The 24,536-nt window shown below is 51.1% G+C and carries 15 protein-coding genes; 12 read left to right on the top strand and 3 right to left on the bottom strand.

All coding sequences use genetic code 11. The features are described from left to right. Nucleotides 1-17: 17 nt before the first annotated feature. Nucleotides 18-821 carry a formate dehydrogenase accessory sulfurtransferase FdhD gene (gene fdhD / locus ACKGJP_RS24985; protein ID WP_409341499.1) on the top strand — a complete coding sequence of 268 codons (804 nt, stop codon included), beginning with the start codon at nucleotides 18-20 and terminating at the stop codon, nucleotides 819-821. Between the two features lie 138 nt (nucleotides 822-959). On the opposite strand, the gene ACKGJP_RS24980 is transcribed toward fdhD, so the two are convergent. From ACKGJP_RS24980 to ACKGJP_RS24970, 3 genes are all read right to left on the bottom strand, one after another. Continuing rightward, on the bottom strand, nucleotides 960-1,934 hold the full coding sequence (locus ACKGJP_RS24980) for a GntR family transcriptional regulator (RefSeq protein WP_409341498.1): 975 nt from the start codon (nucleotides 1,932-1,934) through the stop codon (nucleotides 960-962). Between the two features lie 360 nt (nucleotides 1,935-2,294). Then, nucleotides 2,295-2,666, bottom strand: a complete 372-nt coding sequence (locus ACKGJP_RS24975) for a MarR family winged helix-turn-helix transcriptional regulator (protein ID WP_409347250.1) — start codon at nucleotides 2,664-2,666, stop codon at nucleotides 2,295-2,297. Between the two features lie 327 nt (nucleotides 2,667-2,993). Further along, nucleotides 2,994-4,034 carry a YheC/YheD family protein gene (locus ACKGJP_RS24970; RefSeq protein ID WP_409341497.1) on the bottom strand — a complete coding sequence of 347 codons (1,041 nt, stop codon included), beginning with the start codon at nucleotides 4,032-4,034 and terminating at the stop codon, nucleotides 2,994-2,996. Between the two features lie 1,419 nt (nucleotides 4,035-5,453). Between ACKGJP_RS24970 and ACKGJP_RS24965 the strand changes: the two genes are divergently transcribed. The 11 genes from ACKGJP_RS24965 to ACKGJP_RS24915 all read left to right on the top strand — a co-directional run bounded on the left by ACKGJP_RS24965 (nucleotide 5,454) and on the right by ACKGJP_RS24915 (nucleotide 24,480). Continuing rightward, nucleotides 5,454-6,581, top strand: coding sequence for an aminotransferase class V-fold PLP-dependent enzyme (locus ACKGJP_RS24965; protein ID WP_409341496.1), 1,128 nt, complete (start codon nucleotides 5,454-5,456; stop codon nucleotides 6,579-6,581). 54 nt (nucleotides 6,582-6,635) lie between these two features. Further along, on the top strand, nucleotides 6,636-7,748 hold the full coding sequence (locus ACKGJP_RS24960; RefSeq protein ID WP_409341495.1) for a hypothetical protein: 1,113 nt from the start codon (nucleotides 6,636-6,638) through the stop codon (nucleotides 7,746-7,748). A 181-nt stretch (nucleotides 7,749-7,929) separates the two neighbouring features. Continuing rightward, the gene (locus ACKGJP_RS24955) at nucleotides 7,930-8,979 is read left to right on the top strand and encodes a copper amine oxidase N-terminal domain-containing protein (protein ID WP_409341494.1); all 1,050 of its coding nucleotides are present in this window, start codon (nucleotides 7,930-7,932) and stop codon (nucleotides 8,977-8,979) included. 204 nt (nucleotides 8,980-9,183) lie between these two features. Then, a complete protein-coding gene (locus ACKGJP_RS24950) occupies nucleotides 9,184-9,474 on the top strand; it encodes a DUF3817 domain-containing protein (protein WP_409341493.1) in 291 nt (96 codons plus the stop codon). A gap of 291 nt (nucleotides 9,475-9,765) precedes the next feature. Continuing rightward, nucleotides 9,766-10,662: an ABC transporter permease gene (locus tag ACKGJP_RS24945; RefSeq protein ID WP_409341492.1), complete on the top strand. Its 897-nt coding sequence runs from the start codon at nucleotides 9,766-9,768 to the stop codon at nucleotides 10,660-10,662. Nucleotides 10,663-10,691: 29 nt separating this feature from the next. Then, nucleotides 10,692-11,573: a carbohydrate ABC transporter permease gene (locus tag ACKGJP_RS24940; RefSeq protein ID WP_409341491.1), complete on the top strand. Its 882-nt coding sequence runs from the start codon at nucleotides 10,692-10,694 to the stop codon at nucleotides 11,571-11,573. A gap of 135 nt (nucleotides 11,574-11,708) precedes the next feature. Continuing rightward, nucleotides 11,709-13,271 (top strand): extracellular solute-binding protein, encoded by a 1,563-nt coding sequence (locus tag ACKGJP_RS24935; RefSeq protein WP_409341490.1) that lies wholly within the window; start codon nucleotides 11,709-11,711, stop codon nucleotides 13,269-13,271. Nucleotides 13,272-13,285: 14 nt separating this feature from the next. Further along, on the top strand, nucleotides 13,286-15,364 hold the full coding sequence (locus ACKGJP_RS24930; protein WP_409341489.1) for a beta-galactosidase trimerization domain-containing protein: 2,079 nt from the start codon (nucleotides 13,286-13,288) through the stop codon (nucleotides 15,362-15,364). A 96-nt stretch (nucleotides 15,365-15,460) separates the two neighbouring features. Further along, nucleotides 15,461-17,752: a helix-turn-helix domain-containing protein gene (locus tag ACKGJP_RS24925; protein WP_409341488.1), complete on the top strand. Its 2,292-nt coding sequence runs from the start codon at nucleotides 15,461-15,463 to the stop codon at nucleotides 17,750-17,752. 514 nt (nucleotides 17,753-18,266) lie between these two features. Then, complete coding sequence (locus tag ACKGJP_RS24920) at nucleotides 18,267-22,046, top strand: DUF4838 domain-containing protein (RefSeq protein ID WP_409341487.1); 3,780 nt, start codon at nucleotides 18,267-18,269, stop codon at nucleotides 22,044-22,046. A 262-nt stretch (nucleotides 22,047-22,308) separates the two neighbouring features. Further along, nucleotides 22,309-24,480, top strand: coding sequence for a glycosyl hydrolase family 28-related protein (locus ACKGJP_RS24915; RefSeq protein ID WP_409341486.1), 2,172 nt, complete (start codon nucleotides 22,309-22,311; stop codon nucleotides 24,478-24,480). Nucleotides 24,481-24,536: the final 56 nt, after the last annotated feature.

Raw genomic sequence — 24,536 nt, 5'->3', positions numbered from 1 at the left:
GATAAAGGAGTGAGCGTATGGGGAAGCCGACGGACGTGAAGCGTCACATTATCCGGTATCGGGATGGTGAAATCGAACGCTTGCAGGACACCGTAGTGACCGAGCACCCGGTTACGATCAAAATCAACCAGCAGGAATTTGCCACCGTGGTGTGCACGCCGGAGTATGTCGAGGATATGGTGGTAGGCTTTTTGGCCTCGGAAGGCGTTATTCAAAGGTATGACGATATTGACGATATTTGGTATCAAGAAGCGGAAGGGTTTGTTCACGTTAAGACGGACAAAGTAAATGCATTCTATCAAAATTTTCATTCGAAACGGTATATTACTTCTTGCTGCGGGAAGAGCAGGCAAGGCTTCTATTTCATGAACGATGCGAGAATGGCCAAAACGGTAAAGGAAGCTCATGTCACGTTGTCGTTTGAAGACTGCTTTCGTTTAATGCGCGGCATGCAAAACTCGGCGCAAACGTTCCAAGATACCGGAGGCGTTCATAACGCCGCGCTTTGCGACAGAAACGATATCGTGTTGTCGAGAATGGACATAGGCAGGCATAATGCTTTGGATAAAATATACGGATACTGCTTGAAGCACGAGATCGAATTGCATGACAAAATTATCGTTTTTAGCGGTCGCATTTCGTCTGAAATCTTGTTGAAGGTAGCCAAAATCGGGTGCGAAGTCATCTTGTCCAAATCGGCCCCGACGGAGCTCGCACTCCAACTGGCGGATGACCTCGGCATTACCGCCGTAGGATTTGTGCGGAATCGTTCTCTGAATGTGTATACGCATCCACATCGAATCGAAGAACTGCGAGGCTGAGGGGACCGGCTCCGGCGGAATACCGTATCTCTTACCTGAGTTACTCGCGTTCGCGATGAATCGCCCTGCCTTATCGTTTCCGGACTCTATTGAAAAAGCCGCTCCCATGTGGAAACGGCTTTTTCATATGGCAGAGTTTTATTTTAATTTATCAGAATTGGCGACCTCTTTAAGAAGATTTTCGCTGCTTTTTTCGAGAACCATAGGGTAAAGAGCTACCTTCTCGGGGGCCATTGTCTTTAATTCGCTGTAGACGGCGGTTGAAGCGTAAACCTTGTCGGAATGCTCGATATGATCCCGCAATCGCTCCGGGTTATCCAATCCTACGCCATTCGATTCGATTTGCGTGATCCCTGCGTCTTCGACTCGCTTAGCCATCCATTGCCCGCCTGCATTTCCCAAACAAGCAAAGCTCACTTTACTGCCCGTCTCTAGCCTTGCAACCTCCAGCAAAAATGAGATTTCCGTAGTTGCCCCGATGACCAGCACCTTAGCGTCAAAACGGTCGAACACTTCCTTAACCTCATCGGCGTGATTCAGCGTAGTGATCACAAGGCTCGAATGCTCCAGCGCTTTGGCGACGGCATCCTCACCGGACAATAGATCTTCCAGAAAAACGGATGCAACTTCCGCTTCCGTAATCCGCTCGATTTCGTTGCGGTAAAAAATGTGGTCGTGCTCTTTGCACTCCACGAAAACCAAGCGCAGAGGATTCAAGTTGTCCGAGCTGTGCAGAAGGATGTAGGCGAGGCTAGCCGTAAAAAAATCGTCCAAGGGGATGCCCAACTGCTCGGCTTCTTGTATCGTTTTTGATACCAAAGCGTGCATGGGTTGACGCAGCCGGTGAAGCTCCTCCGTTTTCGCGCTTTTGATGACGGTGGTGCCGCGCCCTTTTTGCATCGTAACGATCCCCTCGTCCTGCAATTGGTTATACACCAGGTTGACCGTATTCCTATTGATCCCTAAGATGTCCGCCATTTGGTTAGCGGGGGGCAGCATGTCGCCGGGCTTAACTTGACCGATCCCGATCAGCCATTTTAACTGTTCCTTAATTTGCGTATTTACCGTAAACGTTAATTTGGGATTCACCTTAACGATGAGGTTGTTCTCCATCCATTAGACCTTCCCTCTTGTAATGGACATTTCACTAATGACTATTCAATTAGTTATTTATAAATTTACTGGAACAGGCCATAAAATACAAGAGAGAGCAGACCATCTTAACTGCGCCGGTAAAGCGCGACGCCGCACGCTCGGCGATTCATAGGAAGGGAAGCAGGATATTACGGAATGGAGAATGGACTTCATTCGCGTCCGCGTACCGGAGGCAGGGGGGATAATCGCATACCGTAAGATTGAAGCGTTGAACGTGCGTTCGAACAAGGAGGCGGGGGAAGGCAAGGAGGAACGATCCCGCCATTGAAGCGGGCTCCGATCATTTGGATTTGGTCGTATGGAAAGGCCTTTCGGGATTTAGCGATCCTGCAATTGTTTAGCGCCTAGCCCGATTTTTTTGAGCACATGAATGAGCTGTTGTTTCTCTTCATCGCTAATGAACGATAACTGATTGGAAATCGTTTCGACATGTTTGGGAAACATATCGTTAAATAGCGCTTCGCCCTTTTCGGTAAGAGCGAGGTTTGTCGTTCTCCGGTTGGTTGGGCTTTGATGTCTCTTGACAAATTCTTTTTTCTCCAGCTTATCCACGACGTAGGTGATGCTGCCGCTGGGGATTGACAAAATTTCGCTGATTTTTTGGATCGGATGAGGTCCTTTGCTGTATAGAAGCTCAAGAATCATGAAATTCTCCGGTGCGATTCCGTAGCTTGCTATATCTTTTCTCACATTTTCAAATACGGTCGTAGACGCTTTGATCCAGATACGGAAAAGCCTTAAATCCAGTTGGCTTCGTTCATCTTCAGGAAACAAAAACCTCGCTCCATTCCTTAAGGAAGTATTGCCCTATACACATGTCTTTGGCTCACGATCGTAACCCTCAGTCTATACAGAATGATAACAGATCCTCCACTTGTTTGTAAAAGGATCGAACCTCCCGGGATAGCAAGCAGGCCAGCCTCATGTTGACGTTTATGTACGCCCGGGCTAAGCGCTCGGGCTTATTGTATGCCGACTACGCTGCATAACTCCGCAAGCTCAATCGAATGTCAAGGCTTACCGCTCATCTATAGGTTCTTCAGAATCCTGTGTGAGTCCTGTGCTTGGGATCTCACTAGGTTGAGAGAGGTAATAAGCATATTCCAAGGGTCTGCTATAAATTAGGCTTTTGTGCGTAAAACTCTTAATGTCTTTGTATATATTTTTTTGGGGTTTTCCGTTAAGTTCCATAATCCATAATTTCTTATCTTCGTCTACTACATAATCCACGCTCAGTTCTCCCAATGAACCCATATGCGTTTCTGCTTCTTGAGCGGCCTTAATGCTTACCTCGTTCAGAGTTCGGAGGATATCATTTATTTTTTCCTGCGAAAATATTCGCGGGAGAATTTCTGCAGCATCATAAACGGCTTCACACATGCTCGTGTTAAAGTACTGTTCGTAAGCCACTCTACAAGCTATGGTGGAAACCGTCCATTCTCCAAGAATGTCTTTTTGAACAAGGACCCGGATATCGAAATACTGACGATCAAGTTGACTCATACGAATCCCTTGCTGAACCATGTATTTCTTTTTCTTAAGTCCAAGAAGTTCACCGAGTTTTTCCTGAAAGCTTTCATTTTTTCTGAAAATATATCTAGGAGCCAAGCTGTGCAAAGAGATGTGAACCTCGCCATTATCCGTTCGTTCAACCCGGTACACAGACTTCCCCCTAAATCCGTAAGAAGGCTTAATAAAGAGTAGCTTATATTTCTCTAATAGATCGGATACTATCCCTTCATTATATAAAAACGTGTCGGGTACATAGGGACTAATAGTTGACTGGTTTAACTGGTTATAGAGATTCCATTTGTTAAAAAAATTTACATTGTTGAAGCATTTGTTCTTGCCAATCGCTTCTTCTAGGCGTTGAATGGTTATTGATTTTTTGTTAAAACACCTGTTGTAGACGACATGAGGAAAAGGGAATGATCTTCGTTTCCATATGCCCTTTATCAGGCTAAGTCCGATAATACGTTGTTTCTTCCAACGAATATCTGCCGGAGTAAAGGCGTAAAGTTTCAGGTCTAGATTGTGATATCGTTGATGCAGTTCCAAAATTCTTTTTCTGCTATTCCTATTCGTCACCAGAATACCTATTAACGGGCGATACTCCAATCCCCATCACTCCCTAGCTTTCGATCACTGTTATTATCAAATGCAGGCATGGACATTATGGTATAGGACAATAACATAGCTGAAGGAAATTCAGCGAATGTATTGCTCTATTTACCTATTTTTAAGTTAGATAGGTATTTACTGTGTTTGTCGTTTAAAACTTTTAATATGATAAATTACGTTTTTTAACGTTGATAATGGGAGATGAGACTATGGGAAGATGTAATTGTCCGCCAGGACCTCCAGGACCTCGAGGGCCAGCTGGAGGAGTATTAAGTTTTGCCGATTTTTTTGCATTGATGCCTGGTGATAATGCAGCAACAGTTGCTCTAGGTGCAGACGTAAGTTTTCCGCAAAATGGACCTACTAGCGGGTCTGCTATTACCCGAATTAGTGCCACTCAGTTTAACTTGGCTGCAATCGGCGTCTATCAGGTCTTGTTTCAGGTGAGTGTGACCGAAGCGGGCCAACTGCAGTTGACTCTGGGTGGCGCTCCCCTAGCCTATACGGTGGCCGGCCGAGCAACAGGCACTTCTCAGATCGTAGGAATAGCTCTTGTGCAAACGGCAGTCGCCAATTCCATACTCACTGTACAAAATCCTGCTGGCAATGCCTCGGCACTAACCATTACTCCTTTCGCGGGAGCACCGGCGGGTACAACGCCTGTTTCAGCACACCTTACTATCATTCAAATCGCTTAGTGGGAAAAAAGAATAGCATACTCGAGCATTTCGGGTACTGAACCGTTATGGATAAGAGTTCAATCAATACGCATCCTTGAACAATTCAGCCGGACAAACTGACTTCGAGTCAGTTTGTCCGGAAGAACTGGTTCTGTACGGTCTCATCGACGTCAAACAATTCCTACTGAATAGTTCGGGCTTTAACAGCATTGAGTGAAATAAAGGATAACGATACAAGAATGGCTGGATACATAGAAAAATCGAATGGCAAGAGAATTCGGAATGAAAGCTGTAGCATTTGGGAGGCTCGGCTTGTTTGAGCAATACGAAGCAGTACGGAATTTCAAGTAGAATGACCATATTATCAGGGAAGAGGATGAGAGTCAGAGGCGTATTCGTTAGGAATAGGCTCTGCATTTTTTTCGCGCACCGTCATAACTTATTATGCGATCTATATTATATATAGTATATAATCAAAATGAGAATCAGGAGTAGCTCCAATGCTTCGGGAAGGCGGTGCTTCGGTGCGGATTAACGGTTATTGCAACCGTTTTCGTTTGCGTCGTCAAGGGTAAATCATCGGCAAAGCTCGTATTAGGGGATAAAGCGAAAAGGTTTCATAGAAGAGGCGGAGCGGGTACCACCCTGCTCTATGCCGTTTGAGGGAGGGAAGACGATGACGGATTTCTATGCGAAGCTCGGCATGAAGACCGTGATTAACGCCGCCGATTCGTACACGATGATCGGGGGATCGCGGATGCCGCCGGAGGTGGTCGAGGCGATGGCGCAGGCGAGCCGGCATTTTGTATCGCTAGACGAGCTGCACCTGCGGGTAGGCGCGCGTATAGCGGAGCTTACCCGCAACGAAGCGGCCGTCGTGACGAGCGGAGCGGCTGCCGGATTAGCGGTTGCCGCTGCGGCATGCATGACCGGCACCGACGAAACGCAGGTGCGCAAGCTGCCGTATCCGAACGGCATGAAGAACGAAGTCGTCATCCACAGATGCCAGCGCAACGGCTTCGATATGGCGATTACCCAGACCGGCGCAAAACTGATCGAGATCGGCGACGTCGAATCGACGTTCGCCTGGCAGCTCGATGCCGCGATCGGCGAACGAACCGCTTGCGTGATGTATTTCCCTTCGACGCAATACAGCCGCGGCGCGCTGCCGTTGGAGGAAGTCGTACGTATTGCCGGCGCGCGAGGGGTGCCTGTCGTTGTAGATGCGGCGGCGCAGCTGCCGCCGGCGGACAATCTATGGCGCTACACGGAGGCGGGGGCGAGTCTCGTTATTTTCTCCGGCGGTAAAACGCTCTGCGGTCCGCAAAGCTCCGGCTTCATCGTCGGGAAGGAATCGCTGATCGCCGCGTGCCGGCTGCATGTCGGCCCGCGCATCTCGATCGGCCGGCCGATGAAGGTGGGGAAGGAAGAGCTGGCCGGGCTGCTCGCGGCTGTGGAGCGGTATGTCGGGCTTGACCATGCCGCGCTGAAAGCCGGATACGAGGCGCTCGTGTGCTCGATCGGGGACGGGTTGAGAGAAGCCGGTTTCGATGCGGCAAGGGCCTATCCCGGGCCGACCGGCCAGGATTACCCGCTCGTCAAGGTCGACATGAGCCGCGCCCCACTCAGCGCCGAGCAGCTGGCTGCCGCCCTGCGGTCGGGCGAGCCGAGCGTTCTCGTCGCACTGACCTGGGATAAACGGGATATTATCGTCAATCCGCTGCATTTGCGCGAGGAAGAGGCGGCGATTGTCGTAGAGCGAATGCGCTCGATTCTTGCCGGTCTAACGAATCATGAGGAATGAACTTGCCTTCGTCTAGGAACGAGGCGATTACTCTAAGGAGAGTGGTGATAGGTCATGAAAAAAAGAGTGGCTGCTATCATTTCCGAATATTGGGACATTTCGCATGCGGACGTTATCATCACGAAGATGCTGGACGGGTTTTCATTAGACGGCCGCACCTATCAATCGACGCTCGATATCGTTTCGATGTACGTCGACCGGTTTCCGGACAACGACATGAGCCGGAATCTCGCCGCGAAGCACAGCATTCCGATTTATGGCTCGATTCGCGAAGCGCTGCTGCACGGCGGGGACGCGTTTACGCTGGACGGGATCATTCTGATCGGCGAACACGGCGTTTATCCGTTCAACGAGATCGGCCAAGAGCTATATCCGCGGCGGCTGTTTTTCGAGGCGTGTCTGAACGTCATGCTGGAATATAACCGGATCGTTCCCGTATACACGGATAAGGGCTTTGCCGTCGTGCAGGAAGATATCGAATGGATGTATGCGCAAATCAAACGGTACGACATTCCGTTCATGTCCAGCTCCGTCGTCCCTTTTGCCCGCAAGCAGCCGATTGAGCGGCCGTTTCCGCCCGGAGCGCCTTTGCACAAAATGTTCGGCTTTTCCTACGGATCGCTTGAGCGATACGTGTACCATACGCTGGAAATGCTGCAATCGGTTGCCGAGCAGCGGGCTTGCGGGGAAAGCGGCATTCGGGCGGTTCGGGCTTATAAGAACGAGCAAGCCGTCTCGCGTCTTCTGTCGGACGAGTGGGGGGCGATTTACCGGGCGTGCGGCGGCTTTATCAACCTGCGGGACGTGAACAAGTTTCCCTACGAATTGCAGGAACCGGTATTCTTCGAGCTCGATTACGTCGACGGCTTACAATCCGGCGTCCTGTACTGCGATTGGCTAGCGAGCAAGGAAATGCAAACCTTCGCTTCCGCTTATCAAGTGCTGGAGCAGGAAGAGCCGATTTGCGTGGAGTTTTGGCTCCAGAATCAGAAGCCGTACAGCCACTTCGGCAGGCTGACGCTCGAAATCGAAAAGTTCATTCATACCCGCCGACCTCCGTTTCCGGTCGAACGTTCCTTGCTTACGACGGGCGGACTAGATGCCTGCATGCGTTCGCACTATAGCGGCGAGGAGATCGAAACGCCGCATTTGCAGGTGCGCTACTAATATTTTGTGTGAAATAGGAGAGCCTATTCGGCGAGCTGCATGACTCGTTGAAAGGCTCTTTTTACTGCGCGGCGACAGCCGGTCCATTTTTTTGTGCAACATATTTCGCTATCGCCTCGTCTACCTTTATGTAAGCAGCAAGTAAACACACATCAAGACACAACTCGAAAGGAAGATTGCAATGAATAACGGAATGAAAAAAAGCTTGGCGGTGTTGGTAGCCACGATGACGATGACGAGCGGAGCGGCGTATGCTTCGACGGACAGCCCTCAGGCGAAAGAGGGTTACATGCAGACAACTTCGGCGGTATCCGCTCAGCAGAACATGCAAATTACGGTGAACGGCGTTGCGATTACGGAAAGCGGTTTTCAAAACGCAGACGAGAAGGAGACGATGCTTCCGCTCCGTGCGGTTACGGAAGCCTTGGGCTTCAGCCTGACTTGGAATCAAGCGGATTTGTCGGTCGAGCTGATTAAAGATAGAATTTTCACGACGGTGAAAACCGGAGCGGATCGCTATATTATCAATAAAATGGAGAAATCGCTCGGCATAGCTCCTGTTCTTGTCGACAATAAGATGTATGTGCCCGCTTCGTTTATCGGCGAAGTGCTGCACGGTACCGTGCTGACGTCAGGGAACTCGGTATCGATCACGTTAGCGGAGCAAAAGAAATCGGTAACGACCAAAGGCGTCGTAACTTCGGTCTATCAGTCCGAGAAATACAATTCCGTACATATCAACGGCGTCGGCACGGAAGGTCTTGTGCTCAATATCGGCGAAGATACCGTTATCGAGACGGCTGACGGCAAGAAGCTGGGCTTGAGCGATCTGACGCTGGGAATGCAAGTGGAAGCGGAGCACTCGCTGGTCATGACCATGAGCCTGCCGCCGCAAACGCCGACTTATAAGATTACCGTATTGAACGGTGCGGATCAGAAAGACATGCTCGGTACGGCCGGCGCAATCGAGGAAGTTCGTACCGGAACCGACGGCGGAACGAGCCTGGTCATCAAAGGCAGCGGCTTGACGGAAACTTCGCCGAGCGAGGTCGTGCTGCGACTGACCGACTCCACAATCATTACGAACAAGAACGGCGAGAAAGTAGATAAAAGCAAGCTCGTTAAGGACGCGAAAGTGATCGGCTTCTATAACGCGATGCTGACGAAGAGCTTGCCGCCGATCGGAACGGCATGGAAAATCGTTGTGGAAACGGCGCCAGCAGCCGAGTAGTGCTAGAGGAATCTAGACGATCGAATCCGATATAACCCGCAAACAACCGGTCTGCATATGCAGAGCCGGTTGTTTGCCGTATTCCGCGTCCGCGAATCGTGAAATGACAAATTGGTGAACACACGCCGGCGCTCTTTTTTTCGAAGCCGTTCATTCGCTATAATAGAAATAGTTATACATGACTATTTATGAGGAGCAGCGGACATGTGGAAAACAAGCGTAGGTTGGTTTCGCGGTATTGCCTTCATTGAAGGAATCTCTTTTCTGGTGCTGCTGTTTATCGCAATGCCTTTGAAATATTTTGCGGATATGCCCGCTCCCGTCAAGTTTGTCGGAATGGCGCACGGTGCATTATTCGGGCTGTATATGATTGCGCTTCTCGTCGTTTGGGTTACGCGGCGCTGGTCATTTCTTAAAGGAATCGTGGCGTTTATCGCCGCGTTCGTCCCGTTTGCCACCTTCGTGCTGGAAGCGAAGCTGCGTAAGGAGCAGTAATTGTAACATAACAGCCGAAAATTAGAAGAAGTCACGCAAGCCATGAAAAATCTACACAATATTGAGACCCGCACAACTGGCGGGTTCTTTTTTAAATCGGACAAGTTCTTGTCGCAGACGAACGACAAGAGCTTGTCTTTTTTGTTGTCCCGCGACAAAAACCCGGTCAAACACCGCGATTTCACGGCTTAGTCCGCGTTTGTTTAGGATAAGTCCGGTTCGGATTATAGACGGAATGGTACGGCTCTCCCTATGATGAAGCTATCATCGATCAGAAAGGAGGCGATTAACATGATATCAACATTGGCGCGAAATCGATGGCTGTATGCGATGCTTGTTCCTGGAATCGTTTACTTTTTAGTATTCAAATATTTGCCCATGTGGGGACTTGTCGTCGCATTTCAAAATTATCAGCCGTTCCTGGGCATAACGGGAAGCGAATGGGCAGGCTTTCGTCACTTCGACCGTTTTTTCAGCGATCCGGAGTTTTTCAAGCTGTTTCGGAACACAGCGCTGCTGGCCGTCTACAATATTATCTTTTTCTTCCCGCTGCCGATTATCCTTGCGTTGATGCTAAACGAACTGCGGCTGGAAATGTACAAAAAAGTGGTGCAGACGATTGTCTACATTCCGCATTTTATCTCATGGGTCGTCGTCGTCGGCATGTTCTATACGTTCTTTACCATTCAGGACGGCATCGTGCCTAGTCTCATGGCGGCCGCGGGCATGGATAAAATCGATTTTCTGCAAAGCCCGACTTGGTTCCGGACGATGATTACATCCCAAGTTGTATGGAAGGAAGCCGGATGGGGAACGATTATTTTCCTCGCAGCAATCAGCGGCGTAGACCCGCAGCAGTATGAAGCGGCTACGATCGACGGGGCCGGAAGATTCCGCCGCATGTGGCATGTCACGCTGCCGGCGCTGCGGAGTACGGTTATCATTTTGCTCATTCTCCGATTGGGCAGCTTTATGGATACGGGGTTCGAGCAAATTTTCCTGATGCTGAACGCGTTGAACCGCGAAGTCGGCGAAGTATTCGACACTTACGTCTATACGGCCGCCATTCAGCAGGGTAATTACAGCTACAGTACGGCCGTTGGCCTTTTCAAGTCTGTCATTGGCGCTATCCTTGTATTCCTCTCGAATTATTTAGCCAAGAAAAGTGAAGAGGACGGTATCTTTTAACATGTGCAACCAGAGAGAAGGGGAATTCATTGACTCATGATAAAACACTGGGAAGCCGCTTGTTCGATGTGGTCAATATAGGAATGCTGCTCCTGGTGTCGCTGGTGACGCTGGTGCCGTTCCTCTATATTATTGCCGGATCGCTCGCCTCTCCCGAAGAGGTGCTGCGGAAAACCTTTATTCTGTTTCCGGACCGCTTCGACTGGACGGCGTACCGTTATATTTTTTCGACCGATACGTTGGTGAAAAGCTTGTGGGTGTCCGTCTGGATCACGGTTGTCGGCACGGCGGTCAATCTGTTTATGACCAGTATTATGGCTTATCCGCTGGCGAGACGGGACTTGGCCGGCAGACGGCCGATCATGCTTCTGGCTACGTTTACGATGATTTTCAGCGGCGGCATGATCCCGACATTTCTCGTTGTGAAATCGCTCGGCTTGATCGATTCTTATTGGTCCTTAATGATTCCCGGCGCAATTAGCGCATTCTATTTAATCATTCTGAAAAACTTTTTCCAGCAGCTTCCCGACGGCCTGGAGGAATCGGCGAAAATCGACGGCTGCAACGACTTTCAAATTTTCTATAAAATTGTGGTTCCGCTTTCGAAACCTGCGCTCGCCACATTGACGTTATTTTATGCGGTCGCGCATTGGAACAGCTACTTCTCGGCCATTCTATACATCAATAGCTACGAAAAATGGCCGGTTCAAGTACTTCTGCGGCAAATTGTCATCCTCTCGCAAGGGGGAATCGGCGATTCCGCTATGTTCACAGAGCAGTTTGTCGTTCCGCCTGCGGTTACGATCAAGATGGCGGTTATCGTCGTGACGATGATTCCGATGTTAATCATTTATCCATTCATCCAGTCTTACTTCACGAAAGGGATTTTTCTCGGCTCGGTCAAAGGTTGATAACAGTGTTGGCCAGAGGCGATCGCACCGCTGTGAAAGGAGGATAGGGGTTGCGAAATAGCAGATGCGGATATCCGCCCTGGTCAAGTAAAATATAGATCACTGTTTACTATTACAGAGGAGGTCAACACTTTTATGACAACGTTCTCAAAAGTAGCGAAAAAATCAGCCCTCGGAGGCATCGTTGCGGTTATGGCGCTTGGCACGACAGTAGCATGCAGCAGCGAAAAACCGAAAGATCCTGCTACTTCCAACTCACCGGCTGCATCCGGCGGAGCGACGTCAAGCACCGCTCCAAGCAAAACGCCGGTCACCATCGCGATGCTGGTGCCGCAATACACGACAGAGCCGGTAAAAGCCGACAGCCCCGGCATGCAGAAGATTCGCGAGTACACTGGTACGAACATCGACATCAACTGGGTAGTTGGCGCCGGCTATGAAGAGAAATTGTATGCGACGATTGCCTCTGGCTCGATGCCGCAAGTGCTCGTCATTCCGGACAATAAGAACGCCAATATCGTCAACGCCGCGCGTTCGGGCATGTTCTGGGAAGTCGGACCGTACTTGAAGGATTATCCGAATTTAGCCGGCCTGAATCCGCAAATTATGTCCAATATTTCGCTTGACGGCAAAACATATGGATTACCTAGAACACGTCCTCTATCGCGCTCGGGCCTCCTATTCCGCAAAGATTGGCTCGACAATCTCGGCTTGAAAGTGCCGCAAACCGTCGACGAGCTGTATGAGGTTTTGAAAGCCTTTACGCTTAATGATCCCGACAAGAACGGCAAGAACGACACGTTCGGCCTGAGCGACCTCGGGTCTGCGTCTGTGGGAGCGGTAATCGACTATCTGGCCATCTATTTCGGCGCGCCGCTGAACTGGGGCGTTCAGCCGGACGGCAAGCTGATCCCTTCCTTCATGGCGCCAGAATACTTGGAAGCAATGAAGTTTAACAAGAAGCTGTATACCGAGAAGTTAGTCAACCAGGATTTCCTGATCGTGAAAGAAGGATATATAGCCAATATCAATCAGGGAAAAGCAGGGTTCATGTTAACAGCCGTAGACTCAGTCACGACTGCGCAGTTCGCCGATTTAAAGAAACTGAACCCGCAAGCGGCGTTAGATGTGGCTACAGGCATCAAAGGGCCGAAGGGCGAGTTCGTGCAAGCTGATCCGGGATTTGCGGGACTTCTCATGTTTCCGAAGAGCAGCGTCAAAACTGAGCAGGATTTGAAAAACATTTTGGCGTTTTTTAACAAAATGACCGATAAGCAAATGATCGATTTGACGATGCTCGGTGTCGAAGGCCATACGTACACGATGGAAAACGGCGCGCCGAAAGTGAATACCGACTTATATAACAAAGAAATCAATCCATTAAACCAATTTATGGTCAAATTAGGTATATTCGGACCAAAACCAGGCGATACGCCGATGGAAACCAAATGGAAAGGAATCGTCGCAGGCAACGAAAAGAAAGGCGTATCCGATCCAACGACTCCTTTAATCTCGCAAACCAACGTGGAGAAAGGCGCCCAATTGAAAAAGCAAATAACGGACGCCCGCGGCAAATTCATTATGGGCGAATTGGATGAGGCCGGCTGGCAGCAGGCGATTGAAACATGGCGTAAAAACGGCGGCGACCAAATTATTTCGGAATTTACCGCCGAATACGCGAAAATCAACAAGAAATGATGGAGTGATCACGGATGAACAACCAGTTATACCGCAAGACGATACGCCGTGGACTGTTTGATTTCCATGCCGGGGAAGCGGTTCCGGAGGTGCGGCTGAACGTTGCGGATTACTTCGCGGCCGCAGCCGCGGCGGGTATGCAGACGATTACGTTTATGACCAAGGACGCGTTCGGAAACAGCTACTTCGATACGAAGATCGGTCACAAGAACGTGAAGCTGGACGGCGACCTGTTCGCCGAAGCTGTGGCCGAGGCCAAAAAGCATAACATCGCCATCATCGCCTACTATAATGTCGGGCTAAACAGCCATGTCGCCGCCGCCAACCCGGACTACCGGCAGCGGGCCGCCGATCAGACGCCGATCAAGGAAGCGTTCGGCTTCTACGATCTGCTCTGCATGAACTCGCCTTACCGGGATTACGTATACGGACAGCTGCGTGAAATCGCCGAACGCTACGAGGTGGCCGGATTTTTCTTCGACATCACGTATGTATGGGACAACTGCTGCCACTGCGAATACTGCCGCGCGGCTTATCGCAACCGGTTCGGCTATGAGGCGCCGACGGCGCCGGTCCCAGGGACGAAGGAAATGGCCCATTGGCAATCGTTCCAGCGCGATATTCGCTTCCGGTTTCTGCGCGATGCGGCGAACGGGCTGAAGGCGATCCGTCCGGACTTTCTGATCGGCTGGAATCATGCCGGCGACCCCCGGTTCGGCCAAGTGGAGGCGGACCGGTATGCGGACTATTTCACCTCGGAGTTCCATCCGCCGCACTACATGTACGGCAGCTTGCTCGCACGCTGGAAACGGTCGTTCGGCAAGCCGTTCGAGCTGATGATGCCAAGCGAGATGGGGAGCTGGGGCGAGTGGACAGTTGCGCCGCCGGAAACGCTGCGCACGACGGCGGCGATCGCCGTGGCGAACGGCGGCTCGATCAGCTTCGGCCATGTCGCCTATCCGTCCGGCGCCTTGAAGGGCAACGTGCCGCAGCCGGTCATGGAGGCGGTCAAGCATGCCAACGACTGGGTACAGTCGCTGGAGCCGTGGCTGCTGGAGGCGGTCAGCGAGCCTAACGTTGCCGTGCTGTTCAGCATCGGCAACAAGCGGATGCTGGAAGCGTCGGCGCTGCCGCACAGTTTGGACGCGACGCTGCAAGGCGTGCACCGAATCTTGACGGAAGGGCATATCCACTTCGATTTCCTCGACGAAGACGGGCTGGCGGCGAATATCGGCCGGTACGAAATGGTGATCCTGCCGGATCAAGCGTATGTGAGCGAAGATCTGCAAGCGATCATACGCGATTATGTGCGAAGCGGCGGCAAGCTGCTGGCAAGCGGGCGTACCTCCCTGTATCAAGCAAACGGAGAGCGCAGCGACAACTTCGGGCTGAGCGATGTATTCGGCGCCGACTTCCTTGACATGTGGTTGTATGGCGTTTCGTACCTGCATTCGCTTGATGGAGCGCTGGCCGAGAACGTCCCGGATATGCCTTTGCTGCTGAAAACCCCGGCGCTGCCTACGCTCAAGGTGTCGCCGACAACCGGGACGAAGCTGGCGGGACTGATGGAGCCGGCCGTTGAGACGAAGGTGCACCGCCATGTGTACCATCAGCACGCCCATCCGGCAGCCGAGACGCCTTATCCATCCGTTGTGGTAAACGCGTACGGCAAAGGAAGCTGTATGTACATCCCGCTGCCGCTGGAGGCAGGATATTGGAGCAGCGGCTCACCGTGGTTGCGCAACGTGTATGTGAACGGCCTGCGAGTCTTGAATCCGGAGCCGGGAATCGATGTGCGCGCGCCGCTGTCCGTTGAAGTGAACGTGATGCGGCAGCCCGGACAATCGCGGGTCATCCTCCATCTGGTCAATGTGCGTGAAGAAACGGCGGCAGGCTCGAAGGTGTTCATCGAAGAGGTGCATCCGGTCGGGGAAGTCGAGGTTTCGCTGCGCCTCGATGCCAGCAGCGTCCGGTTAATCCCGGACGGAACCGAGCTTGCGGTCAGCAAGTCTTCTGGCCGCATCTCATTTGTCGTGCCGCCGTTCGGTTTGCATACAGCCGTCGCGATTGAGATAATTGAACCATCGGCGTAAAAAGCGCGTCGTAAGCAAATTTTTCGACTCTGTATCCGCGCGGGTGAATCCTGTGCCCGTGCGGATCGATTATGCATCCGTGAGGAGGTGGTTGTCATGAAGCGTAGACCCCCGCGATTGTTAGTGCGGCTTATGGTAATCAGCATTTTGGTGGGAGCGATCCCCGTGCTTGCCTTAGGCAGCTTCTCTTACTATTTATTTATGGATCGGGTCGCGAACCAGGTCAATCAGCGCAACAGCCAGCTTCTCACGGAAACGCAGATGCGCCTTGAGCAATTGTATACGACCATCGATTTCTCCCTTACGCAATTGGCTAACGCGACTTTGTTGCAGGACGCGACCGAGTGGGAGTATTCGAGCAGCCGCTTTCAGTCGTTTAACGAGCTGAGCTCGCAATTATACCGGCTGCAAACCCTGGAAATGGGAATCAGCAATGTATTCTATGTCAATTTCGTCAAAGGCTGGCTGCTCGACGACCACGGAGCGTTCCTGCTTAGCGAGCATCCGGATCGCGACCGCTACGTCGGCTATTCCGAACGGAGCGAAAAGTCGTTCTGGGTGACGCAACAGGCCAATACAGCGGCGGAAAACAGAGCGCAGTCGAAGTCGGATATTGCCGCCGTTATTCTGATGAAGCGAACGCCGCTCCACGCGATGAAGCCGACCGGTATACTGGGCGTACAAATTCCGCGTTACGAAATCGAGCGCCGGCTGTCCTCCGGCGGCAATCGCGATGCGAAGCTGATGATCGACGCCGATCTGCATATTTTGGCGGCTTCGGAATCGTTCTCCTCGGGATGGAAACAGCTTCCGGACGATTTTGCCGCTCAGATTAAGGAAACGGTACAGCCAGGCAATCCGGCAACGTTCAAATTCGACGATTCGCATTTGGCGGTTGTCAATCGCTCGTCGTATAACGGCTGGTACTACATTTCGGTATATTCGAATGCCGAAATCGCCAAAGATGCCGGTTCGATTCGGAATACGATGTTTTTAACCTGTTTCCTCGTTCTCTTGCTTACGCTGCTGATCGCGATGGCCATGAACCGCCGGTTTTACAAACCGATACGCAAGCTGTACGATTCGGCTGTCCGTCTGTCCGATTCGCAGGCCGACAACAAATATAATGAAATTGAACTGATCGAAGCGCGTCTGGAAGCGCTGATGGAGACGCAGCACGGCAAGGACGAATTTATCGCAGGTCAGGTCAGCCAATTGCGGGAGCTGTTCCTGTTCAAGCTGCTGATTGGCGAGGTCAATCCTGCGGAAGCGGAAGTCAAATTCGCCTATTACGAGTTGAACACGGAATGGAAGCAATTCTGCGTCGTGTCCTTGCAAATCAGCAATTGGGAACGCTCGCGCTATAAGGAAAGCGACCGCGATCTGATGATGATGGCCGTGAAAAATGTAATGGGCGAGCTTATCCATGCTTCCAATAGCCTGCCTGCCGTTACAATCGGCCAGAGCCAGGTTGTCGTTATCGGCAGCATGCACGAGACGCCTGAGCAATTTCGCGACTATGTCCACTCGCTGATCGTGATGATCCACGCAGCCGTCGAACGTTATTTGGAGCTGGATGCCATATTCGGGATCAGCCGGTCGATTCATTCGTTGAAGGAAGCGAACCGCGCCTATCTGGAAGCAACGGAAGCGCTGAAGCAAAAAAGCGTCATCATCGAGCAATCGCTTTTCTTCTTCGAGGATTTGACGCCCGATCGGATTATCCGGGTCAAATATCCTGCGGCGCTGGAGAAAGCGCTTATTAAAGCGATCGAGGAGAACGATTTCGAGCAGGCGAGAGAGAACTTGCGGCTGATCTCCCGCTATTTGCTGGAGGCCAACGTCAGTTACCGCGAACTGCAGCTATACTTAGTGCGTTTGCTCGTCACGCTGTTGACCGACTCGCTCGATTCCGACGAGTTTCTGTCCCAACTGTTGAACGACCAGAAGACGATTTTCGATCAACTGTTCGAACTCAACTCCCTGGATGAAATCGAGAACTGGATCGTCGGGAAAGTACTCCTGCCGTTTATTCAATGGCGGGAAGAGCAGTCGCAGAAGCAATACTACATCATTACCGAGCAGATGCGCAAAATGATTCACGAGCAGTATCAAACAGATCTTACGCTGGAAACATGCGCGGAGCAGTTAAAATACCATCCCGATTATTTGCGCCGGGTGTTTCGTAAAGGAACGGGCATGAGCTTCAGCGACTATCTCGCCCAGCATCGGCTCAACGTCTCGAAGGAGCTGCTCGAGCATACGGATTTGACGATTTCGGACATTGCGCAGCAGCTCAATTTTCAAAATTCGCAAAACTTTATTCGCTATTTCAAAAAAATGGTCGGCATCACCCCCGGGCAATATAGACAAAGCTTACGGGATTGACATAAGGGCGGACTCGCGCGAAAATGCATCGCGTTTCGCCGGTTCATAAACCGCAAGCGCTTGCAAGGTTGGGAGAGGCGATGCATTACGGCGTTCGTCAGCAACAAATGGCTCTGGTGAGGAACTCGCGGGATGATGCTGCAATTACCTCACTATTAGTTGCGTTTGACTCATTAACTCGCCATAACATGGGATTGTGGTTAGAAATAGTGAGGCTTGCCCAACGAATAGCATTCCTTTGCCTCATTATGCCTCCAGAACATGGGTTTTCGGCGACCAGTTGCTGAATGAATGGTACGAACGTGCGGTCGGGCCCGGTAAGGGATTGCCTTTGCCGACGAAAGGGGGGATTCCAGGGAGCATAAAAGCATGTGGGCTGTGTCCGCTGTCTAGGTTGGTTGGATCCAGAACAACATTTTGTGCTATGTAGTAGAATTCGACTCCTTTTTTAATGCAGGAAATGAAAGCGTTTTATTGTTCGGTCATGGGAACTTTCGAATTGAGGAGGAGAGACATGTTGAAACGCAAATGGATGCTGTGGACGATGGCCTTAGCAATAGCCCTCGCTCCAATGGTAGGCTTGGCCCGGAATGCCGATGCTCAAACACCGGATAGTCCGACTCTGAGTCAGATCAATGCGGTATTGCTACTACTGGACCAGCTGGTCGCATCCGGCGATGTGCGGCATCCGCTATCCACGCAGCTTGAAAACAGCTTGCGGCAAGCCAAACATCAGTTGGAGAAAGGCTCTATCCAGCAGGCCGGCAAGAAGATAGACGATTTCCTGAAGCATCTTTCCAACAAGGGCATGCAGAAAAATATTACCGAAACCGCAAAAAATCTGCTGGAGGAAGCGGTTCAAACGATGCGGGAAGGGGAGGAGCCGAACCCAACGCCCTCACCGACGGCAAGTCCAACTCCGACACCGACGCCAACTCCGACACCGACACCGACACCGACACCGACACCGACACCGACACCGACACCGACACCGACACCGACGCCAACTACGACACCGACTACGACGCCAACACCTACACCGACTACGACACCAACTACGTCGCCGACGCCTGAGCTTGGCAGCATAGCCGGTTATGTAGCCGACACGGCCAGCGCGCCGCTTGCGGGTGCCAACGTCCAGGTGACGGGTACCTCCCTGTCGGCTGTTACGGATAGCGCAGGCGCTTATGCGATCCACGATGTGCCTGCCGGCAGTCATACGGTTACCGTAACGAAAGCGGCATATGCTCCGTACCAATCGAGTCCCTTCCAGGTTACGAACGGCGGAACGGCGGCCGTTAACATTACCCTTCAACATATGCCGAACCTGAGTATTGTGGCGAATGGCCTGGTACAGTCTCTAATTATCGTGGAACCAAGCGCCGATAATCAGACCAAAGCGGCAGCCAATAAATTAGCGGCGTATGTCAAGAAGTCGACAAACGCTACTCTACCCGTCTTGACGACGACGGAGCTTAGCCAGTCCGGTAACCAGTATGACAATAAAGTACGCATTTATGTCGGAACGAAAGCGCCTCAGACACAAACCGCGATCACGAGCGAGCTGCAAGGACTAGACGATCACGGATTTGTCATGTGGCCTCATGAGCAATCGATTTCTATCATTGGGCCGACAGCTTGGGGTACGGAGTATGGCGTTGACGAATTCCTTGAACGCTATGTTGGCGTTCGTTGGTTGCTGCCTGGAGCTGACGGCGAGGATGTGCCGCTGACAGCAAATCTGACGGTCCCCTTCGAACTGGTAAAAGATGAACCAGCCGCAATTTCCCGACATTTCTTCGGGATGGCTATTCAAGGCGACTGGAGTAGAGATAATCGTATGCAGCAATCGATTAATTTCCACCATAACATGAACGTCTTGTTTGATCCTGCTGTTTTTGCCGATCATCCGGAATATTATCCGAACGGGGTTGTTCCTACCGATCCTTACGATTGGCAGCCGTGTTTTACGGATGAGACGGCGCAAGCGGCGATCGCGAGAATTATCCAATATTTTAATCAAAATCCTGCTGCAAGATCTTACTCGCTAGGCATTAACGACAAACAAGATAACTTTTGTGAATCCAATCCGAATCATCCAAAATATCCAGGGAAGTTAAACTCAATGGGTGTAATGAATATGTCAGACGTCTATTATCCCTGGGTTAACCAAGTAGCTGAAGGCGTTTTGGCTGTATATCCCGATAAATATTTTGGATTGCTGGCCTATTTAAACGTCTATGACCCGCCGACCGAACCATTAAACCCTCGCGTCATTCCGTTTATCACGGATGATCGTATGACCTGGGTACTGCCGGAACACGAGACGGCCGGAAAAGGACAGACCGCCCGCTGGGAAGAGAAGGCGACAAATATTGGATTTTACGAATATTTATATGGAGCGCCGTACAATCTGCCTCGTATGTACATACAACAAATGGCAGAAAACTACAAATACGCTCAAGATCACAAAGTAATTGCTCATGTCGCGGAGTTGTATCCTAACTTCGGTGAAGGCCCGAAACCATGGGTATCGGCCAAATTGCAATGGAATCCGGATCTGAATGTCAACGAATTGACGAACGAATGGTATGTGCGAGCGGTTGGCACAGCAGCAGCTCCCTATCTGAAGCAGTACTATGAGTATTGGGAGACGTTCTGGACGACGCGCATCTTCCAATCAAGCTGGTATCAGGCATGGCTCAACGCAACAAATAAGCGGAATTACCTGAATCTGTTCGATCACAGCTATCTGGAAATCGTGACGAAGGAAGACATGGCCGAGAGCCGTCGCTTGCTGGAACTGGCCGTTGCCAACGCCGGGGCAGGCAAGCAGAAGACTCGTGCCCAGCTGCTCCTCCGTACATTTGAGTACTATGAAGCCTCGGCGCTAAGCTATCCGAAGAAAGGAACGGTCAACACGCCTGCGAATGAACAAGCCGCAATGGCGATGTTGGACGATATCGAACAAAGCTACGCGATGGCCAAAAAACGGAAAAATGTATTAAGCGGCTTCACCGGCAATCTTATTCTTGACAGAACGCTCAAAGAAGATATTTACGCTGGCGCATGGGATGGCGTACAAAAAGCACTTATTGCTGCTGTACAACGTTATGTCGATACGGAACCTGCAAACGGAAACGTACGACAACGTTTCTACAACGTCTTGAGTGGAATTGATTCTTACACGAATCTTTCCGCATCTGCGGTTAAAACAACGGCAAGCAAAGAGACTATTTTGCAATCGCTCGATTTCAGTCAAGGACCGTGGACAGCAGCGATTCCGTTCTCCGAGTTTACCGTTATGGGTTCCAACACCGCCCCGCCTGCGGAGACGAAAGTGTACTTATTGTGGGATAACGAGAACCTGTATGTCGGATATGAAAACTTTGACAGTGAAGTGACAACGAACAAGTTGATTAAGAGCACCGAAGCGCCAAATAACTGGTGGAAAAGCGGCCAGGACGATTCCGTCGAAACCTATGTGACTGGCGATGTGACAGCAGGCTATAAAGGATTTTTCACCAATCCGAACGCCGTCAAGTTTGTCTACAAGAAAGGCCCAACGCCAGATCCGAGTACTCAATGGCAAGCAAGCGCACAAATCGGAACCGACCGCTGGAATACGATTCAGGTCATTCCATTCTCCAGCATTGGCGTCGATCTGGCTCAGACCAAAACGCTGATGGGCTTCTTCTTCCGAGCTTATCACGGGTCGACCAAATTTTTAGGCTGGGGCGGCGGAGCGCCCTGGAAGGATGACAGCTTCAGGCCTGTTCATCTAGTAGAGTCGGCAAATTATTTCCAAAATTCATCGTTTGAGTTAGGCAATCCGCAAACACCTAATGTAATCCCCTCGTGGAGTTCCTGGGGAACTACGGTCACACAACGGACTTACGAGTACGCTCACACAGGTACTTATAGCCTTGTGACCAGCGGAGTCCAGTCGGCTGCCGGACCTTATCAATACACCAACCCGGGAATTACTCCAGGCAAGTATAAAGCCGTCCTGTACTACTACTTGCCAGCCGATGCCACTACGACAGGCACGATTCAGTTCTGGACCAACATTCTCAAATCCGGAGGAACGAAGATCACCGATGTGCGTACCGACAACATGCCTCTCTCCTGGGCGATCGGAAAGTGGAAAAAGCTTGAGTATATTTTCGAGGTCAAACCTGACTATAACGGAGTTGCTCCTGCTCAGTTACAAGTCTGTGTAGCGCTAAGAAACTTCAATACAACCACCAGACTTTATATCGATGATTTCTCCTTGTATAAGCTGGCGGACTAAGCTATAAGATTGGGGGCGCTAGTCGCCCCCTGCTTAAAAATCGGCTGTTGCTGCCTTGCAACATTAGTCTACTCGAATGGCGGGGTTACGCCAAAGTCGTTGTCGAACCTATTTTGACCTGATCGGCAGCGTGGATCATACACGGATGCGTCTCCCCTATGGGATCGGAAGTTATGAATTACAGGAATTGTAAGCGCTTACTATTGTGAGAAATCCGTTTGGCTATTCCGCCAACGATTACCATTAAGGAGGCATTTATTCTATGACCCATCCATCCGGTAATTCCAGCCATGAAGAGATTTTGCCGCGCAATGACCAACCGCAAGCCCCTGGCAATGAGAAAATGAGCAGGAGAGCACTGCTCGCCACGCTCGGAACAGCGGGTGTGGCGGTTGCGGCCAATAGCTTGTTTTCGAGCTCTGTCGCCAAAGCGGTTGGCGGAGAATCGACCGTCTCCGAATCGGTTTACGGCGGCGAAGGCTGTGAAACGACCATCGATGCCGATTGCGTCAACTTCCGCTATACCGACGATCAGCCGGTGCGGACAGTCGGGGACCGCTTGCGCGAGACCGTCAGCGTGAAAGACTTCGGCGCGACTGGCGACGGGGTTACGGACGATTCGGCAGCCATTGCGGCGGCGCTGGATTATTGCAATTCGCTAAAAAATGCGGCAGTCAACCCCGTTTACCAATCGCCTGGAGCCAAGTTGATTATCCCGCCAGGTACCTACAACGTCAGTCAACCGTTCACCGTGTTTTGTCATCTGGAAGCACGCGGAGCGGTATTCCTGTATCCGGATAACTTCGCCGGGACTGCAGTCACAATCGGCGGTACGGATAGCAGCAATGTTCTGATCGACGCTATAATTACGCTGCCGGATTTAAAAAAGCCGTTAAATCCTGTGCTGACGGCAGGCAGCAAAGGGATACGTATCGCGAATGTGTGGAGCTGCGATCTTTATCCAGGCCGCATCTATTATTTCGAAACAGGGCAGCATTACGATTCCATCGGGAGAGGGAATGTCTATAATCGAATTTATGGGGGCTATATCTTAAATAGTAAAATCGCCTATTTGATTCAGCCAACCGGTCCTATAAACGATTCGTTCTGCAACGAACTGGATTTCATCGGCGGTTCCGTACAGCAAGTAGGAACCGTGTATGGGGTCAGAACTTCCGGGTGGCGGCATGTTGTCCTTAGTGGCACAGGCGTCTCCACCATTACGAACGTAAGATTCAGGGGCACCGATTTTGAAGGGTACACGAGCGAATATCATGTATACGCCAACGGCGCTCAATACTGTTTATTCGATCATTGCCGCTGGGAAGCCGGACTCGTACCGGATCAAGCCCCAGGCAATTATGGCAACTGGTTTGGCGTTGTCGCGACCCCAAGTCCTTCCAACTCGTTCTCGCAGCCTACCTACAGGACATTTAATAATGGGGATAAAGTTGTGCTCGCATCTGCAACTGCGCCGGCCGGGTTGACCAATGGAGAAGCTTATTATGTTATCAATTCCACATCCGGTTCGTTCCAGCTTTCTACTTCGCCCAGCGACATAAGTCCGCAAACATTTACTACTACCGGCAGCACCGTTCGATTCACGCTTCCAGTAAGGTTTTTCTTCGACGGCCCTCCAGGATACTATCAGGCAAGCAATAATGAAATCATTGGGGGGACCTACTCCTATCCGAACGCGCAGGAAATCATGTATAACGGCGTTCTGGCCTCCAGCAATCAACTGCGCACTGTTGGTCAACGATTTGCGATCGATCAAGCGAAAACAAATGATTTCGGTACACTGGCTGTTTCGAATACGGCCGGAGCGGCTTTAAATGCGCTGACCATCTATTCTCAAGATCCGTACTCAGATCCAATTAAATGGAGAATGGGCATTTCGGCGGGCGGTAAGCTCAGATGGAACGGCACAACCGCCGGTCAGTTTGGCATCGATCAGCAAAATTTTGGACCTGCGGACCCTGGATCGCTTCAACAAAGTATATCGTTTAATTCGGCAAGCCTGATTCAAAATACGAACACAAATAACGGCACTTCCGCGAGCTCGCAATTCAGAGCAAAGGCTGGGTCCAATGCCAGCAACTTGGGAAGTGCTTCCTTTGGTTATTTTCCGGCAGCCAATACGACCTTAGGCGCGTTTGCTTCTGGGAAGGTGGTCATTCAGGGGACAGGAACGGGGACGGAATTGCCGAAGGGTGTCGTCTGTTATGCGCCTGCACCCGGAGCACAGTTTGGCCTTTATATGGGAGGCGGTACAGCCAATCTGACTGTCGATAAAACGAATGGCGTATTCGTCGCCAATGTCGCTGCCGAACCTTCGACGAATCCGGTCGGCGGCGTGTATATATACGCGCACGGAGGCGCTCTTAAGGTGCGCGGTTCCGACGGGACAGTGACAACCATTGCTCCGGCATAGAATCGACGATTTTCCTTGTACACTAGAGAAGTAAGTGATACGATTTCAGTAATCGA

The sequence above is a fragment of the Paenibacillus litoralis genome (genome assembly GCF_046244365.1).
GTDB lineage: Bacteria > Bacillota > Bacilli > Paenibacillales > NBRC-103111 > Paenibacillus_V.
This window is presented reverse-complemented; position numbering and strand designations above follow the sequence as displayed.

Coding starts and splice junctions, on each gene's coding strand:
- fdhD (WP_409341499.1), top strand. CDS start 18: ATGGGGAAGCCGACGGACGTGAAGCGTCACATTATCCGGTATCGGGAT.
- ACKGJP_RS24980 (WP_409341498.1), bottom strand. CDS start 1,934: ATGGAGAACAACCTCATCGTTAAGGTGAATCCCAAATTAACGTTTACG.
- ACKGJP_RS24965 (WP_409341496.1), top strand. CDS start 5,454: ATGACGGATTTCTATGCGAAGCTCGGCATGAAGACCGTGATTAACGCC.
- ACKGJP_RS24960 (WP_409341495.1), top strand. CDS start 6,636: ATGAAAAAAAGAGTGGCTGCTATCATTTCCGAATATTGGGACATTTCG.
- ACKGJP_RS24955 (WP_409341494.1), top strand. CDS start 7,930: ATGAATAACGGAATGAAAAAAAGCTTGGCGGTGTTGGTAGCCACGATG.
- ACKGJP_RS24950 (WP_409341493.1), top strand. CDS start 9,184: ATGTGGAAAACAAGCGTAGGTTGGTTTCGCGGTATTGCCTTCATTGAA.
- ACKGJP_RS24945 (WP_409341492.1), top strand. CDS start 9,766: ATGATATCAACATTGGCGCGAAATCGATGGCTGTATGCGATGCTTGTT.
- ACKGJP_RS24935 (WP_409341490.1), top strand. CDS start 11,709: ATGACAACGTTCTCAAAAGTAGCGAAAAAATCAGCCCTCGGAGGCATC.
- ACKGJP_RS24930 (WP_409341489.1), top strand. CDS start 13,286: ATGAACAACCAGTTATACCGCAAGACGATACGCCGTGGACTGTTTGAT.
- ACKGJP_RS24925 (WP_409341488.1), top strand. CDS start 15,461: ATGAAGCGTAGACCCCCGCGATTGTTAGTGCGGCTTATGGTAATCAGC.
- ACKGJP_RS24920 (WP_409341487.1), top strand. CDS start 18,267: ATGTTGAAACGCAAATGGATGCTGTGGACGATGGCCTTAGCAATAGCC.
- ACKGJP_RS24915 (WP_409341486.1), top strand. CDS start 22,309: ATGACCCATCCATCCGGTAATTCCAGCCATGAAGAGATTTTGCCGCGC.